Here is a 22,455-nt window from a genome sequence, read left to right as displayed (position 1 = left end):
GTTTTATGACACAAATAAGTTTAGACTTTGGGGCTACTGATTATTTGTATTGTTTTTGTGTGTGGGGAAAGTAAGCTGTATAAAGATTAAATACAAAAAAACACGACAAAATACATAAAACGTTAACATTTTAATGTAAATATATAAAAAAAGACCTCAAAAAAGAGGTCTTTTCCCCAAATTGAAATTTCTAAAACATTACAGCCTCAACAGGTAATGTTCCTTAACCTGAAACTCAATATTGTTATATTTCAAATCTCAAATCATAATTATGAGACTTTTTGTAACTTATTTATATGAGGGAAAATGTGCAAGAATTGTGAAGCTTAAACGAAATTCTTTTCACAGGTGATTCTAAAATTAAAGTAATTTTCCTACAGTTCCAAAAGAATAAGACGAACGGATAAAAATCTTAACTTTTTCAATAATTTACGTACACCCAACCTACCATTGGTCGATAGTTGGGGTCATTAAGATTTATAACATAATAATAAGTGCCCACAGGTACAATTTTTCCATGATTGTTCAACCCTCTATTTATTTTGCCGTACCAAGGTTTTTCATTATCACCTTCAAAAATTATATCACCATAACGGTTATATATTTTAAGCTCATGTTCTGTGAATATATCGTATAAACCTTGAATGTTAAACCAATCGTTATAAGTATCGTCATTTGGGGAAAAGCCATCAGGAATGTATGGTGGGCAATTTTCTATGATTAAATTGAATTGAAATATTTCATAGCAAGGTGGACTCTCAAGCCTTACGTAAATGGTTTGAGGATTGAAGATATTATTATAATCACTCGGAATTAAAATAGCATTCGATGAGGTTTCTAAATCTTCAAGAGAAAGGTAAAATGAAATTTGATCATCTTCGTAATCTAAATTCATTAAAGCATCGAACAAATTATAAGTTGAGATTTCAAAACCTTCGTTACAACCAATAAGGCTTGGAAGCGTAACAATATCTGGTATAACAAGTAATTCAATATTAGAAGAAGTGGTGTTGTTGTTTTCGTTGGTTTCTGTAATGGTGCCTGTCATTGTGCCATCATCATCTACGATGGCAGTAATGGTTAGATTAAGGTTGGTATTTTCTGGAATCGTTACGGTTATTGATCCACTTTCAGATGCTCCAATAGCAATAGGGTTCGTTGTTTGTGATTGACCAATTAAAATTTCATCTAAATAAAAAGCAATGGGTGTATTAGCTGGTAGTATATCAGTACTGTTAAAATTATTTACCGTATAAAAAAGATCGATGTTGTAATCTCCACAACGGACTGTATAATCATCGATAGTAATAGTGGCATCAGGTAATTGGCTATTTAGTACAGTAATGATATTGTTTATCATTACAAAATCCTGACCAGATGTTAGGGAAATTGTGGCAGAAGTATCTCCAATACTAATATTATTCTGAATGTTGTAAACATCAATATCCATATTGTACATGTCAGATGCTCCCGTAAATGAGTTGGTACCATTAAAAGCATTATTGGCAGGATTTAAAGGTGGATTGCTAATCACATTTCCATTGATGGTCAATTGCTCGTTAACGGCCAAAGCACTGTCGCCTTCCCAAGCAATAAAACCGATTTTAGCATCTTCATTATCCAGTACATTTAAGTTATCTAAGGTGATACTCAAAAATGTGGGTACACTCTGTAATCCATCATAAACATTAAGCTGGTTCAAGGGTAAACTATCATCTTCGTAGATTATGGATATCGCCCAACCTCCAAAGTTGGTACCAGTACTGCAATAAGGTCCTATGACATTAGTAAGGTCAAAATCTGAAATCGTATAAGTACCATTACCTTCATTAGAAATAATAGAGGTGACATCAGCAAAAGCAGCAAAGAATATACGCTCAGCATCCAAGCTATCGCTAAAAGTGCGTTCGGCACTTACAGAAGACCCATTTAATGTTATGTCAAAATCTCCAGAGCCAGAACCTGCCCAGTATAAATACGCAGCAACTACATTTTGATTAGCATTAAGATTTAAATCTGCTGATGAGCTCGTTTCTATAATACACGGAACAAAAGATCCATTTTCCTGAATATTTAAGGTATTACCAATAGCCACATAATCATATCTGCCATTAAATTGCTGAAATAACGAAATGTCTTGTGCAAATAGAGGGATAGTTACACCAAACAGGAGAAAGCATAATATGTAATGTGCTCTTTTCAAATTTGTGGTTTGGTAAAACTAAGTTACGTTTTTTAAAACTTATCGCTTCAAACTAAAATGACTAGTAAAAGTTCTTCCGTCCTGGAGCTTGACCCTGAACCAATAATCGCTGGTCGGCATCTTGGCACCATTGTAGGTTCCGTCCCAACCAACACCAAGAGGGTCTAGTTCTTTTAAAAGTTTTCCATAACGGTCAAATATAAGAATAGAGGAATTAGCCTGAAACAAATTGTTGATGCCCTTTACCTGCCAAAAGTCGTTTTTGTCATCATCGTTGGGTGTAAAGAACTTAGGGAAGCCGATCACGGAGACCAGTTCTTCGGTAATACCACAATTGTTTCTATCGCGAATATAGACCGTATACAATCCAGGTTGTACATCCTCAAACACATTGGAATCTTGATACGGACCGTTGATATCATCAAGGGCATATTCATAATCACCTTCACCACTGACAATAACAGTAATGGTATTGTTCTGTGAGGCATCCACAATCTCTACATCGGTTACGGTTGCAATATTGGAAGGCAATACCGTAATCGTTCTGTCCTTAAAACAGCCATCGGTATTGGTGACCCTTACGGTGTATGTTCCTGGACTGTTGACCTCTATGGTTGCGGTATCCTCACCAGTGGACCAATCGAAGAAATAGTTACTTGGTGAATCGTTGATGACACCAGCATCCAAGACAATGGTATCTGGGAAAAAGTTGAGACAGTATCGGGTTTCAAAAGTTGTTTCTATATCAGGAAGCTCAAACACAGTAAGTTCAATCTCACTAATACCATAACAGGCATTAGAGTTTTCAACGCGTGCGTATATGGTCTGGTTATATGCGATAGTATTTGTAAAGGTATTGCCAAGAGGGTTATTTTCCACCAGAGCATCAATATAGGTTTCGTAGTATTGAAGGTCGAGACCAGCAGGCGCACCAGCCAGTATAATGGCGTTGCTGTCACTGAGGTTAAAAGAGGCAAAGCCATCCTCATTACCATCGTCGTCACAGACGGAAAGACTAGCGTTGTTGGACGAAGTGGTGCTGACCTCTAATGAAACTTCACTGAAACTCACACAACCAGTATTGTTATTGGTCACCCTTGCATAGATGATCTGTGGGTTAAAGAAATTCTCAAAGGCATCGGCATTGATTTCATCCTCTTGGTTTTCTGCATCTGTCTGAGAGAGGTAGAACATAATGGAAGCATTTGGGTCACCACCAGTAATAGTATCAAAAGCTTCATTAATATTAAAAGTTGTAAACCCTTCGGGAATACCATCTTCGTCACATTGAATTAATGAAACATCATTCGCAATTGGTTTTGCTGCCACAATAATTTCAAAAGACGTAAAACCAACACAACTAGTATCCAAATCCTCTACACGAACAAATATATCGGTTGGAGTAGGAACTGTATTTGTATAATTTGTAGGAAGTGGAGCAGTATCTGTTTCAGCATCTGCTAGACTTGAATAATAACTGATGTTATAATTTGCTCCAGCAATTCCGTTTATAATTTCCTGCGTCTTAACATCAAAATCGAATGTGGTCATACCATTCTGGTCATCTCCATCCGTATCATCATCACAAACTTCATAAGTGGTCGGCTGATTGAAATTTGAAAATATGGTGACATTAATTTCAAAATCATTGATAATGAAACAACCCGTCGTAGTATTTTCAATTCTTATGAAAACAGTTTGATTCCCTCCAGACGTATTGAAAACATCACCCAAAGCACTAGCGTTGATGTTGGCATCACTTTCGGATGCGTGGTACGTTACAGTAACATCACTTTCGCCATTTATAATATCTTGTGTCAAAGTTGTAAGATCCAATTCTGTTATAGCATCATCAAAAGGTGCTAATGCATCACAAATATTCAAATTGGGTAAACTTGTAGAATTTGGATTAGTCAATACAGGGTTTGATGGATTATCAGGAAAAGTTGCAGTACCAGTCCAATCTAGAGAAAATGGGCTATTACCAATGGGTCTGTCTATGACTAAAAAATACGTTTCTCCGGCCAAAACATCCAGATCACCAACAAAACTGTCACCATTAGCTCCTGGACCTTCAGAAGTTTCTGCTGAGGTAGCATTCATGCCAGTTAAATTATTTCCTTGGTTAGCAGCAGCTGGATTTGTAGTAGAACAACGAATAGCCTGTCCAATATTTCCACAACTTACATCAGGACCAAAAAGGAAAAAATCATAATCTTCATTGATGTCCGTACTTCCAGGTGTTAGTGTAAAAGCCAAAGTCCCTGAATTGGCAATCGTCACTTCGAGCCAAATACTATTATTTTCTTGGCTTGAACAAGTATTGGAACCCGTTAATTCTTGCATACCTATACCGCTAACATCTAAACTAAAACTAGAATTGCCGCAAACGGTAACTGCATTAACACAATCGTTAGGCTGTTGACCATAGCTAATGATGCTGAAACATAAAAAGTAAAGTAATACTATAGATTTTATAAATAGATTTGGTTTTAAACTCATCGTTTTAGTGTAAAATGACTGGTAAAAGTTCTTCCATCCTGAAGCTGCACCTTGAACCAATAATCGCTGGTAGGCATCTTGGCACCATCGTAGGTTCCGTCCCAACCAACACCAAGAGGGTCTAGTTCTTTTAACAGTTTTCCATAACGGTCAAATATAAGAATTGAGGAATTAGCCTGAAAGCGGTTGTTGATGCCCTTTACCTGCCAAAAGTCATTTTGGTCATCATCGTTGGGTGTAAAGAACTTAGGGAAGCCGATCACTGAGACCAGTTCTTCTGTAATGCCACAATTGTTTCTATCGCGAATATAGACCGTATACAATCCAGGTTGCACATCCTCAAACACATTGGAATCTTGATACGGACCGTTGATGTCGTCGAGCGCATATTCATAATCACCTTTACCACTGACAATAACGGTAATAGTATTATTCTGTGAGGCATCCACAATCTCTACATCGGTTACCGTTGCAATATTGGAGGGCAAGACTGTAATCGTTCTGTCCTTAAAACAGCCATCGGTATTGGTGACCCTTACCGTGTATGTTCCTGGGCTATTAACTTCGATAGTTGCCGTATCCTCACCAGTGGACCAATCGAAGAAATAGTTACTTGGTGAATCGTTGATGACACCAGCATCCAAGACAATGGTATCTGGGAAAAAGTTGAGACAGTATCGGGTTTCAAAAGAGGTTTCAATGTTGGGCAGTTCAAAAACCGTAAGTTCAATCTCACTAATACCATAACAGGCATTGGAATTTTCCACACGAGCATAAATTGTCTGGTTGTAGGGAACGGTATTGGTAAATGTCGTACCAAGAGGGTTATTTTCCACCAGAGCATCAATATAGGTCTCGTAATATTGAAGGTCGAGACCAGCAGGCGCACCAGCCAGTACGATGGCGTTGCTGTCACTGAGGTTAAAGGAAGCGAAACCATCCTCATCACCATCGTCGTCACAGACAGAAAGGCTTGCGTTGTTGGACGAAGTGGTGCTGACCTCTAATGAAACTTCACTGAAACTCACACAACCAGTATTGGTATTGGTCACCCTTGCATAGATGATCTGTGGGTTAAAGAAATTCTCAAAGGCATCGGCATTTATTTCGTCCTCTTGGTTTTCTGCATCTGTCTGAGAGAGGTAGTAATCCACAGTTCGGTCTGCACTATTATTAATGACATCATCATTAAATAAGCTGATATTAAATGTTGTAAAACCTTCGGGAATACCATCTTCGTCACATTGTATAATCGTTATATCATTGGCTACAGGTGCATCATTGATAATCAATTCAAAATTACCAGTACTAAAACAAGTGGTGTTGGTTGTATTCTCTATTCTAACAAAAATGGTTTCGTTGAAGGCTGTTGAATTTGTATACGTAAGTGGTAGCGAAGAGGTATTGTTATCTGCATCAGTTTGAGTTGGATGAAACGTAATGCTTGTTTCAGTTTCATCTTGCTCTCCTCTAATAGTTGGAATTAGATCACCAAGTTCAATACTGGCGAAGCCATCCATTGGGTCACCTTCATTATCACAAAATTCTATATTATTAAGCTGAACGATTTGCGGTGTATTATAGACTTGAAGTTCAAAAGAATTAATGTCAAAACAATTGGTATTGTCCATATTGTCAACTCTTACATATATAGTCTGAGGATTACTAATATTGGTGTAGGGAAATACAATTTGGTTTTCTAAATTGTTGGCATCATCCATGGTTTCAAAATACCGAACATTATACCGCGATGGATTTTGACTTAAGAGCGCTTCTCCATTTTTATTGGTAAAATCAAATGTTTCAAAAATCCCGTCGTTACCAGAATTATCACAAACACTAATATCTATTAGTGGGTTTGCAACTGGAATATCAAACACACCAACAACTGCACTTCCTTCAATTGGGCAGTCTCCATTGTTGGGTTCTATATATACTTCATAAAAACCAGGTGTATCTACAAATAATTGTGAGGATGTTTCTGCTAAAGGCGAACCATTAAAAGACCATGCATAGTCTGCACCAACAATTTCATCTGCTTGTAAGGTATAATCATCACCGGTACACAATCTCAGTTCTGTAGTACTGATGCCATTTCTAATAATATCCGTTTGCGAGTTAAATAACGATTGAATAAATGGTGGTAAGCCAATTCTGCTAGTGTTTTGATTAAAACCATCAACGTCTAACAGTACTCCTTGTTCATCATAATTTGTGGCAAGACCATTAGCTTCAGGGTTATTAATAACACCAATATATCTATGTACGTTTGAAGGAGCTCCAAAAGAAAATTGAGCCCTGTAAATCCTCCTATCAATGCCGAGTTGCAAAGCACCAGCACTTATGGTGTTGGAAGAATGTATGACTTGTATGGAATTAGGGATGTCAGCACTTTCCAAATCCCATTGCAAAACTTGACTTGCTCCGTTGCCAGAAGCACCAATACCAATAGTAGCATAGGCTTTGCGATTTTCTGCAGAAAACTCCACTCCGTATGGACTATCATTGTTTTGCGCACTGTACAATTCAACATTATTAGAAACAACTCCTGTTTCATTATCAAAATCGTACAAATAAACACCTCCACCAGCATCACCTGCTGTAATTGTAGCTTCCCCAAAATGGGCCACTATTAATTTAGAAGCGTCTGGTGATGCTTTTAAATAACCCAAAGCATTTCTTCGATAACCTTCAATAGGTACATAAGGTCCCACGGTTGAGATAATAGGTGTAGTGCTTACTCCATTAACGTCTACATAAAACGCATAGAACTTATCTCCAAAATGAGTAATAACCCAAAACGAGGAACAATCTTCAGCTCTAACAGCCGTTATTTTTTCAGCACATTTGTAACGTATTTCTAAATCGTCAGTTGGATCATAAGTAACAAGGTGAACATTTTTTTCGGTGTCAACAACATCTCCTAAACCACCATTTAAGGTCATATCTACTAGAGAGTAATTAAATCCGTTATTGAAACCATCGTCTGCTGATGGCACGTTTCCGCCACTATCATAATTTCCGGTAAATTGATTTGGATATACGGCAGCATTTTCATGGTGCGGTTCATCAACAGTGAAGATATAATATTGTGTTGGGTCTTCTGGTTTTGGTACAATTAGCCCAGAGGATGTACTTGAAGGATCACCCAATAATCCTGTACCGCCAAAGTAATCACCATTAGCCATGATTTGATGGTTTCTATTCCATACGGTCTGACCGTCTGTATAGAATTGAAGATTTCCGTTTTCATCAGAGATGGATGTGCAACCTTCTAAAGTGTTAATTTGTCCATCTGTAATCCCTGTGACCGTGCCTGTAGCAGCATCGAAGCGAAGACCAGCATTTTGCCCAAAGTACCAATAGGATGCTTCGTTCTGCCCAAAAATTTGGGTACAAAACATTAGTAAGAGCATAGCAAAACCTAACTTTTTCATAACATCTTTGATGTGCATTATGCTTGCACCACAATACTATATAACAACTAGAACTCTTGTTTTCCTAGTTTTAGTATTAAAAAATCTATAGCAATTGCTACCAAATATATTATAAATCTCTCTTTTTCAGTAATCGATAAGACAAAAAGATAAAAAGTGCAGACCAACCCATAACTATGGCGATTTCGTACCAATGTACTGCATAGTCATAAGCGATATCTGTTTTTTCCGGGAATTTGGTCATTACTATTCGTTGTATAGGCTGGTCAATGAGCTTATACATGGACTCTAATGGCAAAAAGTTTTTGAGTTTAAAAGCACTATCCGCATTACCAAAAGCTTCATAAGCTCCCCAAAATATTAACCATTCAAAAATGTATAAAACAAAAAGGAAACCTAACGCAAAAGCTGAACGTTTTAATAACATTCCAAAGAATAAACATAAACTGAAGAACCCTACAAGTTTTACAAAATAAGCTAGCAAGAACTCTACTTCTCTGAAAATAATTGAAGCTTCCGTATAGCTAGAATAATAAAGCCCTATTAGAAATGAAGCTACACCTATTAAAACCGTAGCACATATTGAAAAGAAAACAATGGTATAGAATTTAGAAAGTATAAATTCCTTTTTACTGAGTCCATCGATAAGGTTCTGTTTTAAGGTTTTGTTGCTGTATTCGTTTCCTATCATACTTACCACCACAATGGCAAAGAAGAATTTAAAGTAGGAAGCAAAGAACGTAGTGATATGCCAAATTATAGGAAAATTAAAAATTCCAAGCTCACCAAGTTCTAACGTAAAAAAGCCAAAGAAATTAATTTTTATTGAAGACAGTACCAGTACTGTAAAGGGTAAAATAAAAGATATAAATATGAGAACTCTACTGGTTTTATTTAACCAAAGTTTTTGTAATTCTAATTTTATGAGACGTAACATATAATGATTGGTTGTGCTTAATTCTAAAAATAGATTATGCTGTTTTTTGACCCTTCGACTGCGCTCAGGACAAGTTGGTTTTTATTAATTTAATTTATCTGTAAGTTGAAGGAATTGCTCCTCCAGACTTTCTTTTCGTTTTACTAAATGCGAGAGTAATATGCCTTTTTCAAACATTAGCTTGTTAAAATCTGGTGCAGACATAGGTTCGTTTAAGAAAGCCGTTATGAGATCTCCTTCAACTTTTAATTTGCCAAAATCTGAATTGTTTTCAAGTATATTGATGAGTTCGCTGTGCTTTTCAGCTTTTAGCTCAAAAAAGCCATGACTGCTTATCATTTCATCTACACGACCTGAATATAATTTTTCTCCTTTGCGTAAAACTACAACATGAGAACATACTTTTTCAACTTCATCTAAAAGGTGTGAGGCCAAAAGAATAGTCGTGCCATCCGCAGCAATGTCTTTTATAATCTGACGTATCTGATGAATACCTTGCGGATCGAGACCATTGGTTGGCTCATCTAAAATTAGGATTTCTGGGTCGTTGAGTAGGGCAGAAGCAATGGCCAAACGTTGTTTCATACCCAAAGAATAGGTTCTGAACTTATGGTCTTTTCTATCTAGTAAACCTACGATTTCCAGTTTTTCGGCAATCTTACTATGGTCAACTCCTTTTATTCTGCAAACCAATTTTAGATTTTGTTCAGCAGTCATGTAAGGATAAAAGTTGGGACGTTCTATAATTGCTCCGACTTGTTTTAAAGCATCGTGGGTTGTGGTATTACCATCAAACCAATGAAAGTCTCCGTTGGTTTTGTTTACAACATTAAGTACAATGCCCAATGTTGTGGATTTACCACTTCCGTTAGGACCTAAAATACCATAGACATTACCTTTGTTGATGGTAAAGCTTAAATCTTTTACGGCTGTTAAATAGCCAAATTTCTTTGTGAGATTGTTGATTGTTAGGATTGGCTCCAAAATATGATTGGTTTTTATGTTTCTCAAAAAGCACACTGTCTTGTCAGTTTGAGCGCAGTCGATAACTTTAATGCTCTCGGTTTCTTGTATTTCGACTGCGCTCAATATGACACTATGACTAATAGTGTTTTTTGATTAACATTGTTTGGTTATGTAGGTAAGACGATTCTCGTCGATATTTGTTACAGTAAAATAAAAAAAGCATCGTAAAGATGCTTAATTTTTGTTAGTTGGGTTGGATTTAATTCCAATTTTCATCAAAATCTAAATCGCTATAATCATCGACATCTATTTCATCTTCAAATTCATTATAATCGTCCTCGTCTTCTTCTGATTCAAATATTTTTTCTGGGGCTTCATCTGGTATTTGTCCATGCACAAACATTAAATTAGGGTAGTCAGTACCTTGAGCTTCTTCAACAATTTCCCCAAGTTCTACATAAAATGTCCACATGTTGAGGAAATCGTAAACATAAATCAACTTTGGTGAGGCTTCGTGCACTATATCCTTAATGATGGTTGTGCTCATCATTTTTACTTCGTTACCAGTTTCGCTCATATCGAACATAGCGATTTCTTCACCTTGGTTCCACTCATCATCGCTAATGTAAAAAGACGCCATTTCCATACCATCGAACCCAAAGGATTGAGTAATGATGTTATGTAGGTCTTCCATAGTATCCGTCTCTCGGATTTCTAAATCCCGAAAAACATCATCTTCCGTATCATTGTCTAATATGACTCTAAATCTGTATATCATAATGCAAAGATAATAGTTCTGAATTCAAAGTTAATTAATATGTATAACATGTTTAACAGTTTATTTGTTGAAGCGTTTATGGTTAATCACTAATCACTATTTGCTAAAACGGTGAAGCGTAAACACCATACAGCTCAATAAGATAAATGCACCAACTTGATGTAATACGCCCAACCAAACAGGTACAGCGTAGATTAATGTTAAAACACCAAGTAAAAACTGTACACCAACCATAATTAAAAGACTATTCACTCCTTTTGTTTGCCAATGGGTTATCTCATTTCGTGTGGCTTTATACCAAATAGCGAGAATGAAAATAACAACGATGTATGCTAATGTTCTGTGGACAAATTGCACACCGCTTTTACCCTCAATAAAGTTGAGGTATGTTGGGTTTTGCTCAATGTAAACCGTTTCGTGGATGAACTTACCTTCACTCATAAAAGGCCAATGATTATGAATCCAACCTGCATCCAATCCTGCCACAAATGCACCATAAATAATTTGAATAATGAGTACAATCAGTCCAATTCTTATCAGGTTTCGCAGTTTTTTATCAATCTGTTTCTTATTGGGAAACATTAAATCTAGAGCAACCCAAAACGTGTAGGCAAACGTTAAAAATGCGGTTGTAAGATGGGCAGCCAATCTGTAATGACTAACATCGGGTCTGTCCACCAAGCCGCTCTTTACCATATACCAACCTAAAAAGCCTTGAAAACCACCCATAATGAGTAGAATAATGGATTTTTTTATGGTTGATTTTGAAAGTCGCTTTTTGATTAAGAAATAAACGAAGGGTATAATAAATACCAAGCCAATAAAGCGCCCAATAACTCTGTGAATCCATTCCCAAAAGTAAATATCCTTAAATTCTTCTAAGGACATACCGTAGTTTAACTTTTGGTATTCTGGGTATTGTTTATAAAGGTCGAAGGCTTCATTCCATTCTACTTCATTCATTGGCGGAATGGTACCCGATATCAGTTTGTAATTTGAAATTGATAAGCCCGAATGTGTGAGTCTTGTGATCCCACCAACGATGACCATTACAAAAATTAAAGCACAGCCTATAAGAAGCCAATAAATAACAGCTTTATTATCCTTTTTCATATCTCAATAATTTTTCAAAGCAAAGACTATTTTCAACACCAATGTATTGCCCATAGTTGGGTATAATTAAGTAATTATTCTTTTTGTAAAATTCTACAGCCTCAGTTTGCCGTATTCCCGTTTCTAAAATGGTGTAAGAATACCCTAACTCTAGTGCCCAATGTTCTAATTCATTCAGAATTTTTGTTGCGATACCTTTTCCCCTTTCTTCTGTCAATGTGAACATACGTTTTATTTCCACCTTAGAAGATCCAAAAGGCTTAAAAGCACCACAGCCAATAGGTTTGTTGTTTTCGTAGGCTATTATAACATGTTTAAGACTGTCTATGGAATTAAATTGATTGTAAAAATCGTGCTCATCTCCATCTGTGATTTTTAGATAGGCATCGAGTTGTTTTACCAATTCAATGAAATCGATGTTACTAGAATCTGTTCTAACCAACTTTATCATAGCTATGCTGTAGTTAAGCCTAATTCTTTCCCTTTTTCTATCATGAGTTGAAAAGCCGCTTCATGTTCATTAGGAATTTCTCCTTCTAAAATCGCTTCTTTTATAGCTTCCTTAATAATTCCTATTTCTTTTGACGGCTTAAGGTTAAAGGCTTTCATAATTTCCTCACCAGAAACTGGCGGTTGAAAATTTCTAACTCTGTCACGTTCTTCAACTTCTTCAATTTTATCCCTTACCAATTTAAAGTTGTTATGGTACCTCTTAAACTTTTTAGGGTTTTTAGTGGTAATGTCAGCTTCGCACAGTGTCATTAAATCATCTACATGTTCACCAGCATCAAAAATTAAACGCCTTACGGCAGAATCCGTAACTTCGGAGGCCAATACAATTGGTCTTGAGCTCATTAACACCATCTTTTGTACAAATTTCATTTTATCATTTAATGGCATCTTAAGACGCTTAAATAGTTTGTACACCATTTTTGCCCCAACAAACTCATGCGCATGAAAGGTCCATCCGATTTTTTTATGAAACTTCTTTGTTGGTGCTTTACCGATATCGTGTAATAAAGCAGCCCATCTTAACCACAGATTATCGGTAGTCTTGGCGATATTATCTACCACTTCTAAAGTGTGGTAAAAGTTGTCCTTATGGCGTTGACCTTCAATTTCGTCAATACCCTTTAAGGCTGTTAATTCTGGTAAAATGTAATCTAGAAGACCTGTTTTTTCTAAAAGCATAAAACCAATGGAAGGTGTATCGCTTTCAAGAATTTTATTCAACTCTACAACGATACGCTCTTTAGTTATGATTTTTATGCGGTCTTTATTTTTCTTAATAGCGTTGAGTGATTTTTCCTCAATTGTAAAATTCAACTGCGTAGCAAAACGTATCGCTCGCATCATCCTCAGAGGGTCATCACTATAAGTAATATTTGGGTCTAAGGGTGTGCGGATAATACCTTTGTCTAAATCTTCAATGCCGTTAAAAGGGTCTAGAAGTTCTCCAAAATTGTCTTGGTTTAGACTTAAAGCCAAAGCATTAATTGTAAAATCACGCCTGTTTTGATCGTCTACTAAAGTGCCGTCTTCCACAACAGGGTTTCTACTATCTTCAGTATAACTTTCCTTGCGCGCACCTACAAATTCAATCTCTATGTCGTCATAACGCAACATTGCCGTGCCATAAGTTTTAAATATCTGGACTTTTGGTTGATGCGGTAAATTTTTAGATACCTGCTGTGCCAATTCAATACCGCTACCAATGGCAACAATATCAATATCCTTAGCGTTGCCACGTTCTAAAAAATAATCTCTGACAAAACCACCAATGACGAAACAGTCTAGCTGTAATTCTTCAGCAGATTGAGAGATGATTTCAAAAATATTGTGTTTTAGAGCTTGTTTGTGGTTCATAACTGCAACCCATTCTTGGGATTTGCAAAGTTACGGTATAGAACAATTCTTTTCAAAGGATTAATCTAGAGATTGAGAATTGTTTTCAATTATTTTCTTATAATAATTTACGGAGTCAGTGATCATTTTTTCTAAAGTAAAATTGTGAAGTACTTTTTCTCGAGCTCTTTTCTTTAGGGCATCATAATCATTAGAGTCATCTAATATTTTTAAGATTATTTTTATAAAGTCCTCACTGTCTTTAGCTATAAATCCATCAATACCATCAGATATAATTTCTTTAGCAACAGGAATATTAGAAACAACAGTCACTTTTTCAAGCGCCATAGCTTCTACTATGGTAAATCCAAAAGTTTCACCTTTTGATGGTACTACAATAATTGATGCTTCCATCAATTTTTTAGGAATCTCCGATAGTTGATAGTGATTATAATACTGAGTTTTATATTGTGCTTTTTCTGAAAGCACTTCGGTATTTATATAATTCCAATAGCTCTCACCTCTTCCGATGAGGTGTAAACTAGCTTCAGGTTGTGCTTCTATAATACTGTTAAATATGTTAGCTAAGTCTTTAACTCCCTTAGCCTCGGACATGGTTCCTACATAGAATATAGATTTTGGCAACTCCTTTATTGTATTATCAGGCGCAAATAGCTTAGTATCTATTCCATTGTGGATGACTGTATCTACATCTACATTATAATAATCTTCTATAAAATCTTTTGAAAAGTTTGAATTGGCTATAACAAAGGGAGTGGCATTGAGCGCTTTTTTTTCAATTTCTATTTTTGCTTTTTCAGGTGCTTTATCAAGATAGCGATGCCAAAACCCTCTCGATCCATGAAACCTAAGTACAAGAGGTGTGGAATTATCAAAATGTGCCGTAAAACCATTAAATACAAAGGACTCTATAATGTCTATTTGGTGCTTTTGAGAATAAGACCTAAGTTTTTTTGCATAATACTTTCGTTCTCCTTCTAAGAATTTTATATCTGCCTTGCCGAGACCTAATTTTGTAGATATTGATCGTTTAAACTCTTTAAAACGAAATTGCTTAGAATATTTTTTAAAAAACTTAAAATGGATTCCATTATCCGAAAATTCCAGTGGTTTTTTAGAAAATCCATAGACAAATACTTCATGTCCTTTATCTGTTAATGCTTCGCTCATTATTTTTAAAAATGAGCCTACACCACCAGAGTTTGGTAATCTGGGATGAGAATATTCATTTGTAAAGAAGAGTATACGCATTAATCTTGTAACTGATGTTTTTTAAGCTCATCATGCATTTTCTGTGCAATCACTGTTTTTGTAAAATTATCTAAAAGATATTGATAACCATTTTCGGTAAATGTCTTTTGAAGCTTTTGGTCATTAATTAATAACGTCACTTTTTTAGCAAAATCCTTTGCATTGCCAACTTCAGCTAATATACCTGTTTCGCCATCAACAATAACTTCAGAAATCCCTCCAGCATCTGCAGCTACAATAGGTACTTTGCACGCATAAGCTTCTAAAAGTACTCCACCTGTGGGTTCGTTGTTGGATGTAAATAGGAACAAATCAAACTCGGGTAATATTTCAGGCACATCACGCCTAAACCCTGTAAAAATGATATGTTCGTTTAAGCCTTTTTCTTCGACATAATTTCTAATGTCTTGTTCCATACTTCCTTTGCCAACAAGAATGTACTTCGCTTTTATTTTGTTCTCCTTTACGAGAATTTCAACAGTATCCACCCAGGTGTAATGATCCTTAAACCCTGTGAACTCGGCAATATTTCCAATTAGTTTATAGTCCTTCGGTATGTTGAATTCTTCATGTAAAACACCAGTTGCTTCTTGTTTTTTAAATTTATTGACATCGGTTACACTACCAATCACAGTAAATCTGCTATGATCGTTTACTGCAAATTTTAAAGATTCAACAACAGGCTGCGATACACAGATGATTTTTTTAATGCCTTTGTAATTGTATTTCCACTTTCTAAAAAAGTTGGTGTCTACACGCTTTATCAATGTTCTGCATAATACCAAAGGCACTTTCATACCATAAATAAAATGCGATAAAACGGCAAGAGTATGCGCTTTACTGCTATGTATAAAAACAACTGAAGCATTCTTCTCTTTCGCTAATTTTTTAAATGTTTTGGCATATGATAAGCTGTATTCTGATTTAAATTCAAAAGGAATAACCTGCATACCTTTATCGGTTGCAATGCGATAGATTTCAGAATCTATTGGACAAACAATCCATTGATCCTCTACATGGCCTTCGGCTTTAAAAGCTTCGTATAAATAAATGATTTTCTGCTCGTGGCCACGCCAACCATTGGATGCCGTAAACTGTATTAATCGCATGTATTGAGTTTTAGAGCCACAAAAGTAGGGATTTCAATATTACTTAATTTTATATAGACCAAGTGCTTTTTTAAACTTCTTGCTCGCCAGCACATAATTGACGTAGAGTTTGTTCTTAAAACTTAAATAGCGCCATTGGCTGTGTGGAATTATTTCTGAGGTGACTTTTTTATCGACACTTTCAGATACTATAAAATCTGATTTTATGCTATTCCAATTCACATTATCATAACCATCAAATTCATTGACTTTATTTTTCTCATGGATAATGGACATCCACAAGCGTTTGTTGGCTATTTCGATACGTCTAGACTCTTTTTTCCACATATTGTGGTCACTAAACCAAACGGTTTTGGGTTCGACATTTTTTTCAATCAAACTGATAAATGGATTAAAAATATGCTCTTTTTTACCCAACATAATCTCAGGCGAAATTTGAAGCGAATAGCCTTTTAAAACGTCAATAGCCATAAAGTCTTGTGATGTAAATTGTTGCTGAATGGTATCTATATACTCTTTATGAATGCAATCGTCATTATCTATTCGAGACGTGATGATATAAGAACTCTCTTTACTATCTTCTGAAACATACGCTTTTATGGATGGATGAAAGGCATCCATACCATCCACATAGAATGATTTAAAATGTGGATAGGGTTTTAAAAGGGTTTCAAGTTCTTGTTTAAAATCATCACCGGTAGTTTGGTCAAAAAACAATAGCCACTGAAAGTCGGTATTCGTTTGATTAGCAACTGAAGGCAAACAAAAGTTGCTGAATAAACCAATGCGGTGCGTCATCCATTCGCGCGTTAACAAGGTTTCATTGTTCTTGGTGACGTCCCAGTTTTTATTTCTGAGATTAAAACGCGTAATGAGATAATGTTTAAACATACATGCCAATTAATAGTCGGTAAATTTAAAGAATTAAATAGCTACTTTTGCATGCAAAGTCATAACTATAATGTCTGTAAAGATTAAAATCCACAAAAACTCAGCCTTAACCAAAGCATCTATTGAAAGGACGCTAGAAAAATTTAACCACGAAGGTGAGTTGATTGGTACAGGCTATAGAAATGTGATTAAAATTTTAGACATTGAAGGCGAACGCTACAATATTAAGGGTTTTAAAGTCCCTAATGTAGTTAACAAAATTGTCTATCGTTTTTTTAGAAAGAGTAAGGCAGAACGTTCGTTTTTATATGCAGAACGATTGTTGGATTCAGGTATTTTAACTCCGAGTCCAGAAGCCTATATCGAATATACCTCACTTTTCGTTTTTGGAAAAAGCTACTACATCAGTAAGCAACTTAATTACGATTTTACAATCCGTAAACTTATTGATGAGCCACAATGCGAGGATTATGAGAACATCTTAAGGCAGTTTACACAGTTCACGTTTCGGCTGCATGAAAAAGGGATTCATTTTTTAGATCATTCACCAGGAAATACGCTGATAAAGAAAGATGGTAACGACTATAAATTCTATTTGGTAGATTTAAACCGTATGGAATTTAAAACGCTAAGCTATGATGAGCGACTTGCCAATTTTGCACGTTTATCTCCAAAAGATTATATGCTGGATATTATCAGTGATGAATATGCTAATTTGATTAACAAACCTCATGCAGAGGTGCGAGAGCGCATGTATTATTTCTCGCAAAAATTCTCTTCAAGTTTCAAAAAGAAAGAAGCCTTTAAAAAGAAATATTATTTCTGGAGAAAGAAAAAGAACTAAGCCTTAGTTCTATACAGTTCTCGGAGTTTAGAATATTTAAAATAGGTGATTTTCCAAGTTTGGTAGCAGATTCTAAAACCGTTTAGACCATCTAAAAACCCTAGCCGTAAAACAAAGGCTTTAAAAAATGCCCAGGATGGATTCCAGATCAATTTCCAAAATGGAGCCGTTTTACCTTTATCATAGTAGGCTTTAGCTGCAATAGTTGAAAAGTAATCCGTTTTTTTGTCCATTTCCTCATAGGTCTGATACGTCCAATGTAAGATGTCACCTTTTAAATGTCCGGTTTTAGCGTTTTCATCATGTAATTGAACATTGTCATGAGGATTAATGCCTTTCCATTCTGCTTTGGTTTTATCGAAAACCCTTAATTTTTTATTAGGATACCAATCGGAATATTTTATCCATTGTCCGCAAAAGTTGTTAAAGCGATTGGCATAATACCCATCGAATTTCCAGTTGGATTTTAAATCAATAATAGATTTTTGAAGTGTTTCAGACAACGCCTCATCACCATCAAGAGACACCACATGATTGTAACTGGCTTGTGTTAAGGTAAAGTTTTTTTGTTCAATATAACCTAAGAATTCTTGCTCAATAAATTTTACATTGAATCGCTCACAAATCGCTTTAGTGTTATCTGTAGAGTACGAATCTACAACCACAATTTCATCAACAACATTTACTAGAGATTGTAAACATCTCTCAATATTCCGCTCTTCATTAAACGTTATTATAACACCAGATAGTTTTAGCATAGTTGCATTTTCGCTGGTGTAAAAATAGTATTTTTGTGGTTATGCAATCAGACTTAAAAGCATCTGTGATTATCAGCACCTACAATCAACCAGAATGGTTAGAGTTGGTATTGCATAGTTATGGTATTCAAACTGAAATGGACTTTGAGATTATCATTGCAGATGATGGTTCTGATGAACGAACAAAACGAGTTATTGACAAATTTTCTGCGGAAAGCAAGCTCAATGTAACTCATGTTTGGCAGGAGGATAAAGGCTTTCAAAAAACCAAAATTCTCAATAAAGCGATTTTAGCTTCAAACGCTGACTACTTGATTTTTACGGATGGAGATTGTATTGCCAGAGAAGATTTTGTGGAAACGCATTTAAGTTTGAAACGAGAAAATTACGCCTTGTCTGGCGGCTATTTTAAATTGACTGAAAAGATTTCCAATAGTACCACGAAGGATATTATAAGTGAGCAAAAATGTTTTGATAGAGATTGGCTTTTAGCAAAAGGACAACCCAAAACATTTAAACTCAACAAGCTCACTACATCAGATTTTAAGTCTAGATTCCTAAATGCCATTACACCTACCAAGGCTACGTTTGATGGTATGAATGTGTCTTGCTATAAATCAGATATTTTAGCTGTGAATGGTTTTGATGAACGTATGCAGTACGGAGGTGAGGATAGAGAAGTGGGCGAGCGAATGATGAATAATGGCATCAAATTTTTACAAGTTAGATATAGTGCTATTTGTGTACATTTGCATCACGATAGACCTTATAAAAATACTGAAGCTGAGGTTTTAAATCAGCAAATAAGAGCTACTACAAAACGAGAAAAGGCCAAATGGACAGTATTTGGTATAAAGACATAATTAACCATGCAACAACCAGAAATCTCTGTTATAATAAGCACCTATAATTCTGAAGAATGGCTAGAAAAAGTCATGTGGAGTTATGAGGCACAGACCTACAAGGATTTTGAAATGGTTATTGCAGACGATGGCTCTAAACAACCCACATTTGATCTTATTGAAAGAATGAAGTCCGAAGTAAGTTATCCCATTGTACATGTCTGGCATGAGGATAATGGATTTCAGAAATCCCAAATTTTGAATAAAGCCATAGTGGCCTGTAATGCAGATTATATTTTAATGAGCGACGGAGATTGCATGGCAAGAGAGGATTATGTGGAAGTTCATATTAATGAGCGTGAAGGAGGGTATTTTTTGTCAGGTGGATATTTTATGTTGCCTATGTCCATCTCCAAACTTATAACCAAAGAGGATATTCTTAGCCAACGTTGTTTTAATGTAAAATGGTTGAAATCCCATGGTTTAAAATCATCATTTAAAAACAATAAACTTACTGCGAAGGGTGTTACTAGTCAATTTTTAAATACGGTGACTCCAACCAACGCAAGTTGGAACGGCCATAATGCTTCTGGCTGGAAAAAAGATATAGTGGCAATCAATGGTTTTGATGAACGCATGCAATATGGAGGCCAAGACAGAGAGTTAGGTGAGCGCCTGTTTAACTATGGTTTAAAGTCTAAACAGATTAGATACAGTGCGGTTTGTTTGCATTTAGATCATCCTAGAGGCTATAAAACCCAAGATTCGATTGATAAAAATTTAGCCATCAGAGCAACGACTAAAAAAGAGAATAAAAAGTGGACTGACTTCGGCATTAAAAAAAATTAGTCTAGTCGCTTTAAAAATTCTTTCAATTCTTCCTCAAAATAAGAAGGTTTAAAATCCTCATACAACTCAAATGTTTTTGATTTCAATTCCTTTGGATGAGAAATGCCTTTATAGTTTTGTTCGTCATAATCTTTGAGGTGAACAGAAACATGTTTTTTACCATCATCAAACATATTCCAAGCCTCTTTTTTTATCCATGGGGAAAAGATGGTAAATGTAGGAATATATAATGCTTTTGCCATATTTATAGCGCCTCCTTCGTTTCCAATTAATGCCTCGCAGTGTGATGTGATGGCAAGAAAATCTCGTAAACTTTTTCCAAAGACCTCAAAATGAATCTGCTCTTGAGTTTCGGCAGAACATAATTCTAAAATAGCCTTAGCATCTGCTTCTTGTTTCGGGATGTAATTGAATAAAATCTGACTATCAGGTTGTTCAGCTACAATGTTGTTAATCACTTTAGCCATATAGGCAAACGGATAGGTTTTATCTTTTCCGCTACCCAAAACACCAATCATAAAAAGCGGTTTTTCTAAATCAATTCCGTTTGATTCCAAAAATTGCTTCGCATTGTTTTTTTCAGAATCTGTTAGGTAGATTTTTGGCCTAACAATTGTAGTCGTGTCAATTTCTAGAGGCTCTAGTAATTGCAACCTGTTTTCAATAGCTAGGCCAGCATTGGTATTAGTCTTTGATTTATTTTTAAACCTATGGTTGTAGATTAAAGCGTTATGACCTTTGTCTAGTGATATTTTAGTTTTTGCCTTAGAGCGTAAAGCAATGATGTTGCTAGAAATTTGGGAGTAAATATCAATAACAACATCAAAGTTTTCTTTCCGTAATTGATTAGCAAATTGCCAGAGTTTACGTTTGCTTTTTTCGTGCTCAGGAGTGAAAAATTGAAACTGGTCTATAAACGGATTTTCGGCTACAACAGGATATGTATGTGAATTGATGACGTAATGTAATTCAGCATCAGGATATTTGTGTTTTATAGCCTCAAACAAAATGCTTGTGGCTAAAACATCACCTATCATTTTCTGTTGTATAATTAGAATTTTCATGCTGAAAATTAATAGTCAATTTATCAAACATTAAATTCCAATTAATTTTATTTTGGAATTTGATATTTAGTTATTGAAATTTTGAGCAGCGCGAACTAAACCGCAACATCATACTCTCGTAACGCATCATTCAAAGATGTTTTCTTGTCTGTACTTTCTTTACGTTTACCAATGATTAAAGCGCAAGGCACTTGAAATTCACCAGCTTTGAATTTCTTAGTATAACTCCCAGGAATAACAACAGAACGCGCAGGTACTCTACCTTTCATTTCAACCGGTTCGTCACCAGTGACATCGATTATTTTTGTACTCATGGTTAGTACCACATTCGCACCGAGTACGGCCTCTTTTTCAACATGCACACCTTCAACAACAATACAACGGCTACCAATAAAAGCTCCGTCTTCAATAATTACTGGAGCAGCTTGTAATGGTTCGAGAACCCCTCCAATACCAACACCACCAGACAGATGAACGTTCTTACCAATTTGCGCACAACTACCAACGGTTGCCCAAGTATCTACCATAGTACCTTCATCAACATAAGCACCTATATTAACATAGCTTGGCATCAAAATAACACCACTGGAAATGTAAGCTCCGTGCCTTGCTACAGCATGAGGAACAACCCTTATACCTTTTTCCATATAATCCCTTTTTAAAGGAATCTTGTCATGGTATTCAAAAATACCGACTTCATGGGTTTCCATTTTTTGAATCGGGAAATAAAGCACTACGGCTTTTTTTACCCATTCGTTGACTTGCCATCCATCTTTTGTGGGTTCAGCAACTCTAAGTGTGCCTTCGTCAATAAGATTAACAACACTTCTAATGGCATCGATTGTAACGCGATTGGTTAATAGGGAACGGTCTTCCCAAGCGTTTTCTATAACGGATTGTAGTTGTTTCATGCGATAAAAATTTTATCAAAGATAACTCGATATTAAGGCTTCAGAAAATATTTTTAATAAATTGTGACCCACTCAAAGAACGAGTGTCTTATTACTGTTAAATGCGATGATAATTTATTTTATGATAAGTTGAT

18 protein-coding genes are annotated in these 22,455 nt (G+C 35.7%); 3 read left to right on the top strand and 15 right to left on the bottom strand.

Going from position 1 to position 22,455, the window contains the following annotated elements; translation table 11 throughout:
- Positions 1 to 421 precede the first annotated feature (421 nt).
- The 12 genes from SIB89_RS04615 to SIB89_RS04560 all read right to left on the bottom strand — a co-directional run bounded on the left by SIB89_RS04615 (position 422) and on the right by SIB89_RS04560 (position 17,053).
- Positions 422 to 2,203 (bottom strand): gliding motility-associated C-terminal domain-containing protein, encoded by a 1,782-nt coding sequence (locus SIB89_RS04615; protein WP_412561349.1) that lies wholly within the window; start codon positions 2,201 to 2,203, stop codon positions 422 to 424.
- A 39-nt stretch (positions 2,204 to 2,242) separates the two neighbouring features.
- Complete coding sequence (locus SIB89_RS04610) at positions 2,243 to 4,705, bottom strand: T9SS type B sorting domain-containing protein (RefSeq protein WP_412561348.1); 2,463 nt, start codon at positions 4,703 to 4,705, stop codon at positions 2,243 to 2,245.
- On the bottom strand, positions 4,702 to 8,142 hold the full coding sequence (locus tag SIB89_RS04605) for a T9SS type B sorting domain-containing protein (RefSeq protein WP_412561347.1): 3,441 nt from the start codon (positions 8,140 to 8,142) through the stop codon (positions 4,702 to 4,704). The genes SIB89_RS04610 and SIB89_RS04605 overlap by 4 nt, the downstream gene beginning before the upstream one ends.
- Positions 8,143 to 8,251: 109 nt before the next feature.
- Positions 8,252 to 9,079, bottom strand: a complete 828-nt coding sequence (locus SIB89_RS04600) for an ABC transporter permease (RefSeq protein WP_412561346.1) — start codon at positions 9,077 to 9,079, stop codon at positions 8,252 to 8,254.
- 84 nt (positions 9,080 to 9,163) lie between these two features.
- Positions 9,164 to 10,063, bottom strand: a complete 900-nt coding sequence (locus SIB89_RS04595; protein WP_412561883.1) for an ABC transporter ATP-binding protein — start codon at positions 10,061 to 10,063, stop codon at positions 9,164 to 9,166.
- Positions 10,064 to 10,304: 241 nt separating this feature from the next.
- Positions 10,305 to 10,823, bottom strand: a complete 519-nt coding sequence (locus SIB89_RS04590; RefSeq protein WP_412561345.1) for an IS1096 element passenger TnpR family protein — start codon at positions 10,821 to 10,823, stop codon at positions 10,305 to 10,307.
- Between the two features lie 96 nt (positions 10,824 to 10,919).
- Positions 10,920 to 11,936 (bottom strand): COX15/CtaA family protein, encoded by a 1,017-nt coding sequence (locus tag SIB89_RS04585; protein WP_412561344.1) that lies wholly within the window; start codon positions 11,934 to 11,936, stop codon positions 10,920 to 10,922.
- On the bottom strand, positions 11,923 to 12,387 hold the full coding sequence (locus tag SIB89_RS04580) for a GNAT family N-acetyltransferase (protein ID WP_412561343.1): 465 nt from the start codon (positions 12,385 to 12,387) through the stop codon (positions 11,923 to 11,925). The genes SIB89_RS04585 and SIB89_RS04580 overlap by 14 nt, the downstream gene beginning before the upstream one ends.
- A 2-nt stretch (positions 12,388 to 12,389) precedes the next feature.
- Positions 12,390 to 13,802, bottom strand: coding sequence for a CCA tRNA nucleotidyltransferase (locus tag SIB89_RS04575; protein ID WP_412561342.1), 1,413 nt, complete (start codon positions 13,800 to 13,802; stop codon positions 12,390 to 12,392).
- A 60-nt stretch (positions 13,803 to 13,862) separates the two neighbouring features.
- On the bottom strand, positions 13,863 to 15,053 hold the full coding sequence (locus SIB89_RS04570; protein WP_412561341.1) for a glycosyltransferase family 4 protein: 1,191 nt from the start codon (positions 15,051 to 15,053) through the stop codon (positions 13,863 to 13,865).
- The gene (locus SIB89_RS04565; protein WP_412561340.1) at positions 15,053 to 16,162 is read right to left on the bottom strand and encodes a glycosyltransferase family 4 protein; all 1,110 of its coding nucleotides are present in this window, start codon (positions 16,160 to 16,162) and stop codon (positions 15,053 to 15,055) included. The genes SIB89_RS04570 and SIB89_RS04565 overlap by 1 nt, the downstream gene beginning before the upstream one ends.
- A 39-nt stretch (positions 16,163 to 16,201) precedes the next feature.
- Positions 16,202 to 17,053 (bottom strand): glycosyltransferase, encoded by an 852-nt coding sequence (locus tag SIB89_RS04560; protein ID WP_412561339.1) that lies wholly within the window; start codon positions 17,051 to 17,053, stop codon positions 16,202 to 16,204.
- 70 nt (positions 17,054 to 17,123) lie between these two features.
- On the opposite strand from SIB89_RS04560, the gene SIB89_RS04555 reads away from it, so the two are divergent.
- Complete coding sequence (locus SIB89_RS04555) at positions 17,124 to 17,897, top strand: Kdo domain containing protein (protein ID WP_412561338.1); 774 nt, start codon at positions 17,124 to 17,126, stop codon at positions 17,895 to 17,897.
- On the opposite strand, the gene SIB89_RS04550 is transcribed toward SIB89_RS04555, so the two are convergent.
- Positions 17,894 to 18,655: a glycosyltransferase family 2 protein gene (locus tag SIB89_RS04550; protein ID WP_412561337.1), complete on the bottom strand. Its 762-nt coding sequence runs from the start codon at positions 18,653 to 18,655 to the stop codon at positions 17,894 to 17,896. The two genes, SIB89_RS04555 and SIB89_RS04550, sit on opposite strands and share 4 nt — an antisense overlap.
- A gap of 41 nt (positions 18,656 to 18,696) precedes the next feature.
- On the opposite strand from SIB89_RS04550, the gene SIB89_RS04545 reads away from it, so the two are divergent.
- Together SIB89_RS04545 and SIB89_RS04540 are read left to right on the top strand one after the other, a co-directional pair.
- Entirely contained in the window at positions 18,697 to 19,518 is an 822-nt protein-coding gene (locus SIB89_RS04545) for a glycosyltransferase family 2 protein (protein WP_412561336.1), read from the top strand.
- Positions 19,519 to 19,524: 6 nt separating this feature from the next.
- Positions 19,525 to 20,346 carry a glycosyltransferase family 2 protein gene (locus tag SIB89_RS04540; RefSeq protein WP_412561335.1) on the top strand — a complete coding sequence of 274 codons (822 nt, stop codon included), beginning with the start codon at positions 19,525 to 19,527 and terminating at the stop codon, positions 20,344 to 20,346.
- On the opposite strand, the gene SIB89_RS04535 is transcribed toward SIB89_RS04540, so the two are convergent.
- Both SIB89_RS04535 and SIB89_RS04530 read right to left on the bottom strand, forming a co-directional pair.
- Complete coding sequence (locus SIB89_RS04535) at positions 20,343 to 21,410, bottom strand: glycosyltransferase family 9 protein (protein ID WP_412561334.1); 1,068 nt, start codon at positions 21,408 to 21,410, stop codon at positions 20,343 to 20,345. The genes SIB89_RS04540 and SIB89_RS04535 overlap by 4 nt on opposite strands.
- Before the next feature lie 95 nt (positions 21,411 to 21,505).
- Positions 21,506 to 22,321, bottom strand: coding sequence for a 2,3,4,5-tetrahydropyridine-2,6-dicarboxylate N-succinyltransferase (locus SIB89_RS04530; RefSeq protein WP_412561333.1), 816 nt, complete (start codon positions 22,319 to 22,321; stop codon positions 21,506 to 21,508).
- Positions 22,322 to 22,455 lie beyond the last annotated feature (134 nt).

This window comes from Winogradskyella sp. MIT101101 (genome assembly GCF_047126865.1).
Lineage (GTDB): Bacteria > Bacteroidota > Bacteroidia > Flavobacteriales > Flavobacteriaceae > Winogradskyella > Winogradskyella ouciana.
Note: the sequence above shows the minus strand (reverse complement) of the source record. Positions and strands in the feature narration are given on the sequence as shown.

Coding starts and splice junctions, on each gene's coding strand:
- SIB89_RS04610 (WP_412561348.1), bottom strand. CDS start 4,705: ATGAGTTTAAAACCAAATCTATTTATAAAATCTATAGTATTACTTTAC.
- SIB89_RS04605 (WP_412561347.1), bottom strand. CDS start 8,142: ATGAAAAAGTTAGGTTTTGCTATGCTCTTACTAATGTTTTGTACCCAA.
- SIB89_RS04600 (WP_412561346.1), bottom strand. CDS start 9,079: ATGTTACGTCTCATAAAATTAGAATTACAAAAACTTTGGTTAAATAAA.
- SIB89_RS04590 (WP_412561345.1), bottom strand. CDS start 10,823: ATGATATACAGATTTAGAGTCATATTAGACAATGATACGGAAGATGAT.
- SIB89_RS04585 (WP_412561344.1), bottom strand. CDS start 11,936: ATGAAAAAGGATAATAAAGCTGTTATTTATTGGCTTCTTATAGGCTGT.
- SIB89_RS04580 (WP_412561343.1), bottom strand. CDS start 12,387: ATGATAAAGTTGGTTAGAACAGATTCTAGTAACATCGATTTCATTGAA.
- SIB89_RS04575 (WP_412561342.1), bottom strand. CDS start 13,802: ATGAACCACAAACAAGCTCTAAAACACAATATTTTTGAAATCATCTCT.
- SIB89_RS04570 (WP_412561341.1), bottom strand. CDS start 15,053: ATGCGTATACTCTTCTTTACAAATGAATATTCTCATCCCAGATTACCA.
- SIB89_RS04565 (WP_412561340.1), bottom strand. CDS start 16,162: ATGCGATTAATACAGTTTACGGCATCCAATGGTTGGCGTGGCCACGAG.
- SIB89_RS04560 (WP_412561339.1), bottom strand. CDS start 17,053: ATGTTTAAACATTATCTCATTACGCGTTTTAATCTCAGAAATAAAAAC.
- SIB89_RS04555 (WP_412561338.1), top strand. CDS start 17,124: ATGTCTGTAAAGATTAAAATCCACAAAAACTCAGCCTTAACCAAAGCA.
- SIB89_RS04550 (WP_412561337.1), bottom strand. CDS start 18,655: ATGCTAAAACTATCTGGTGTTATAATAACGTTTAATGAAGAGCGGAAT.
- SIB89_RS04545 (WP_412561336.1), top strand. CDS start 18,697: ATGCAATCAGACTTAAAAGCATCTGTGATTATCAGCACCTACAATCAA.
- SIB89_RS04540 (WP_412561335.1), top strand. CDS start 19,525: ATGCAACAACCAGAAATCTCTGTTATAATAAGCACCTATAATTCTGAA.
- SIB89_RS04535 (WP_412561334.1), bottom strand. CDS start 21,410: ATGAAAATTCTAATTATACAACAGAAAATGATAGGTGATGTTTTAGCC.
- SIB89_RS04530 (WP_412561333.1), bottom strand. CDS start 22,321: ATGAAACAACTACAATCCGTTATAGAAAACGCTTGGGAAGACCGTTCC.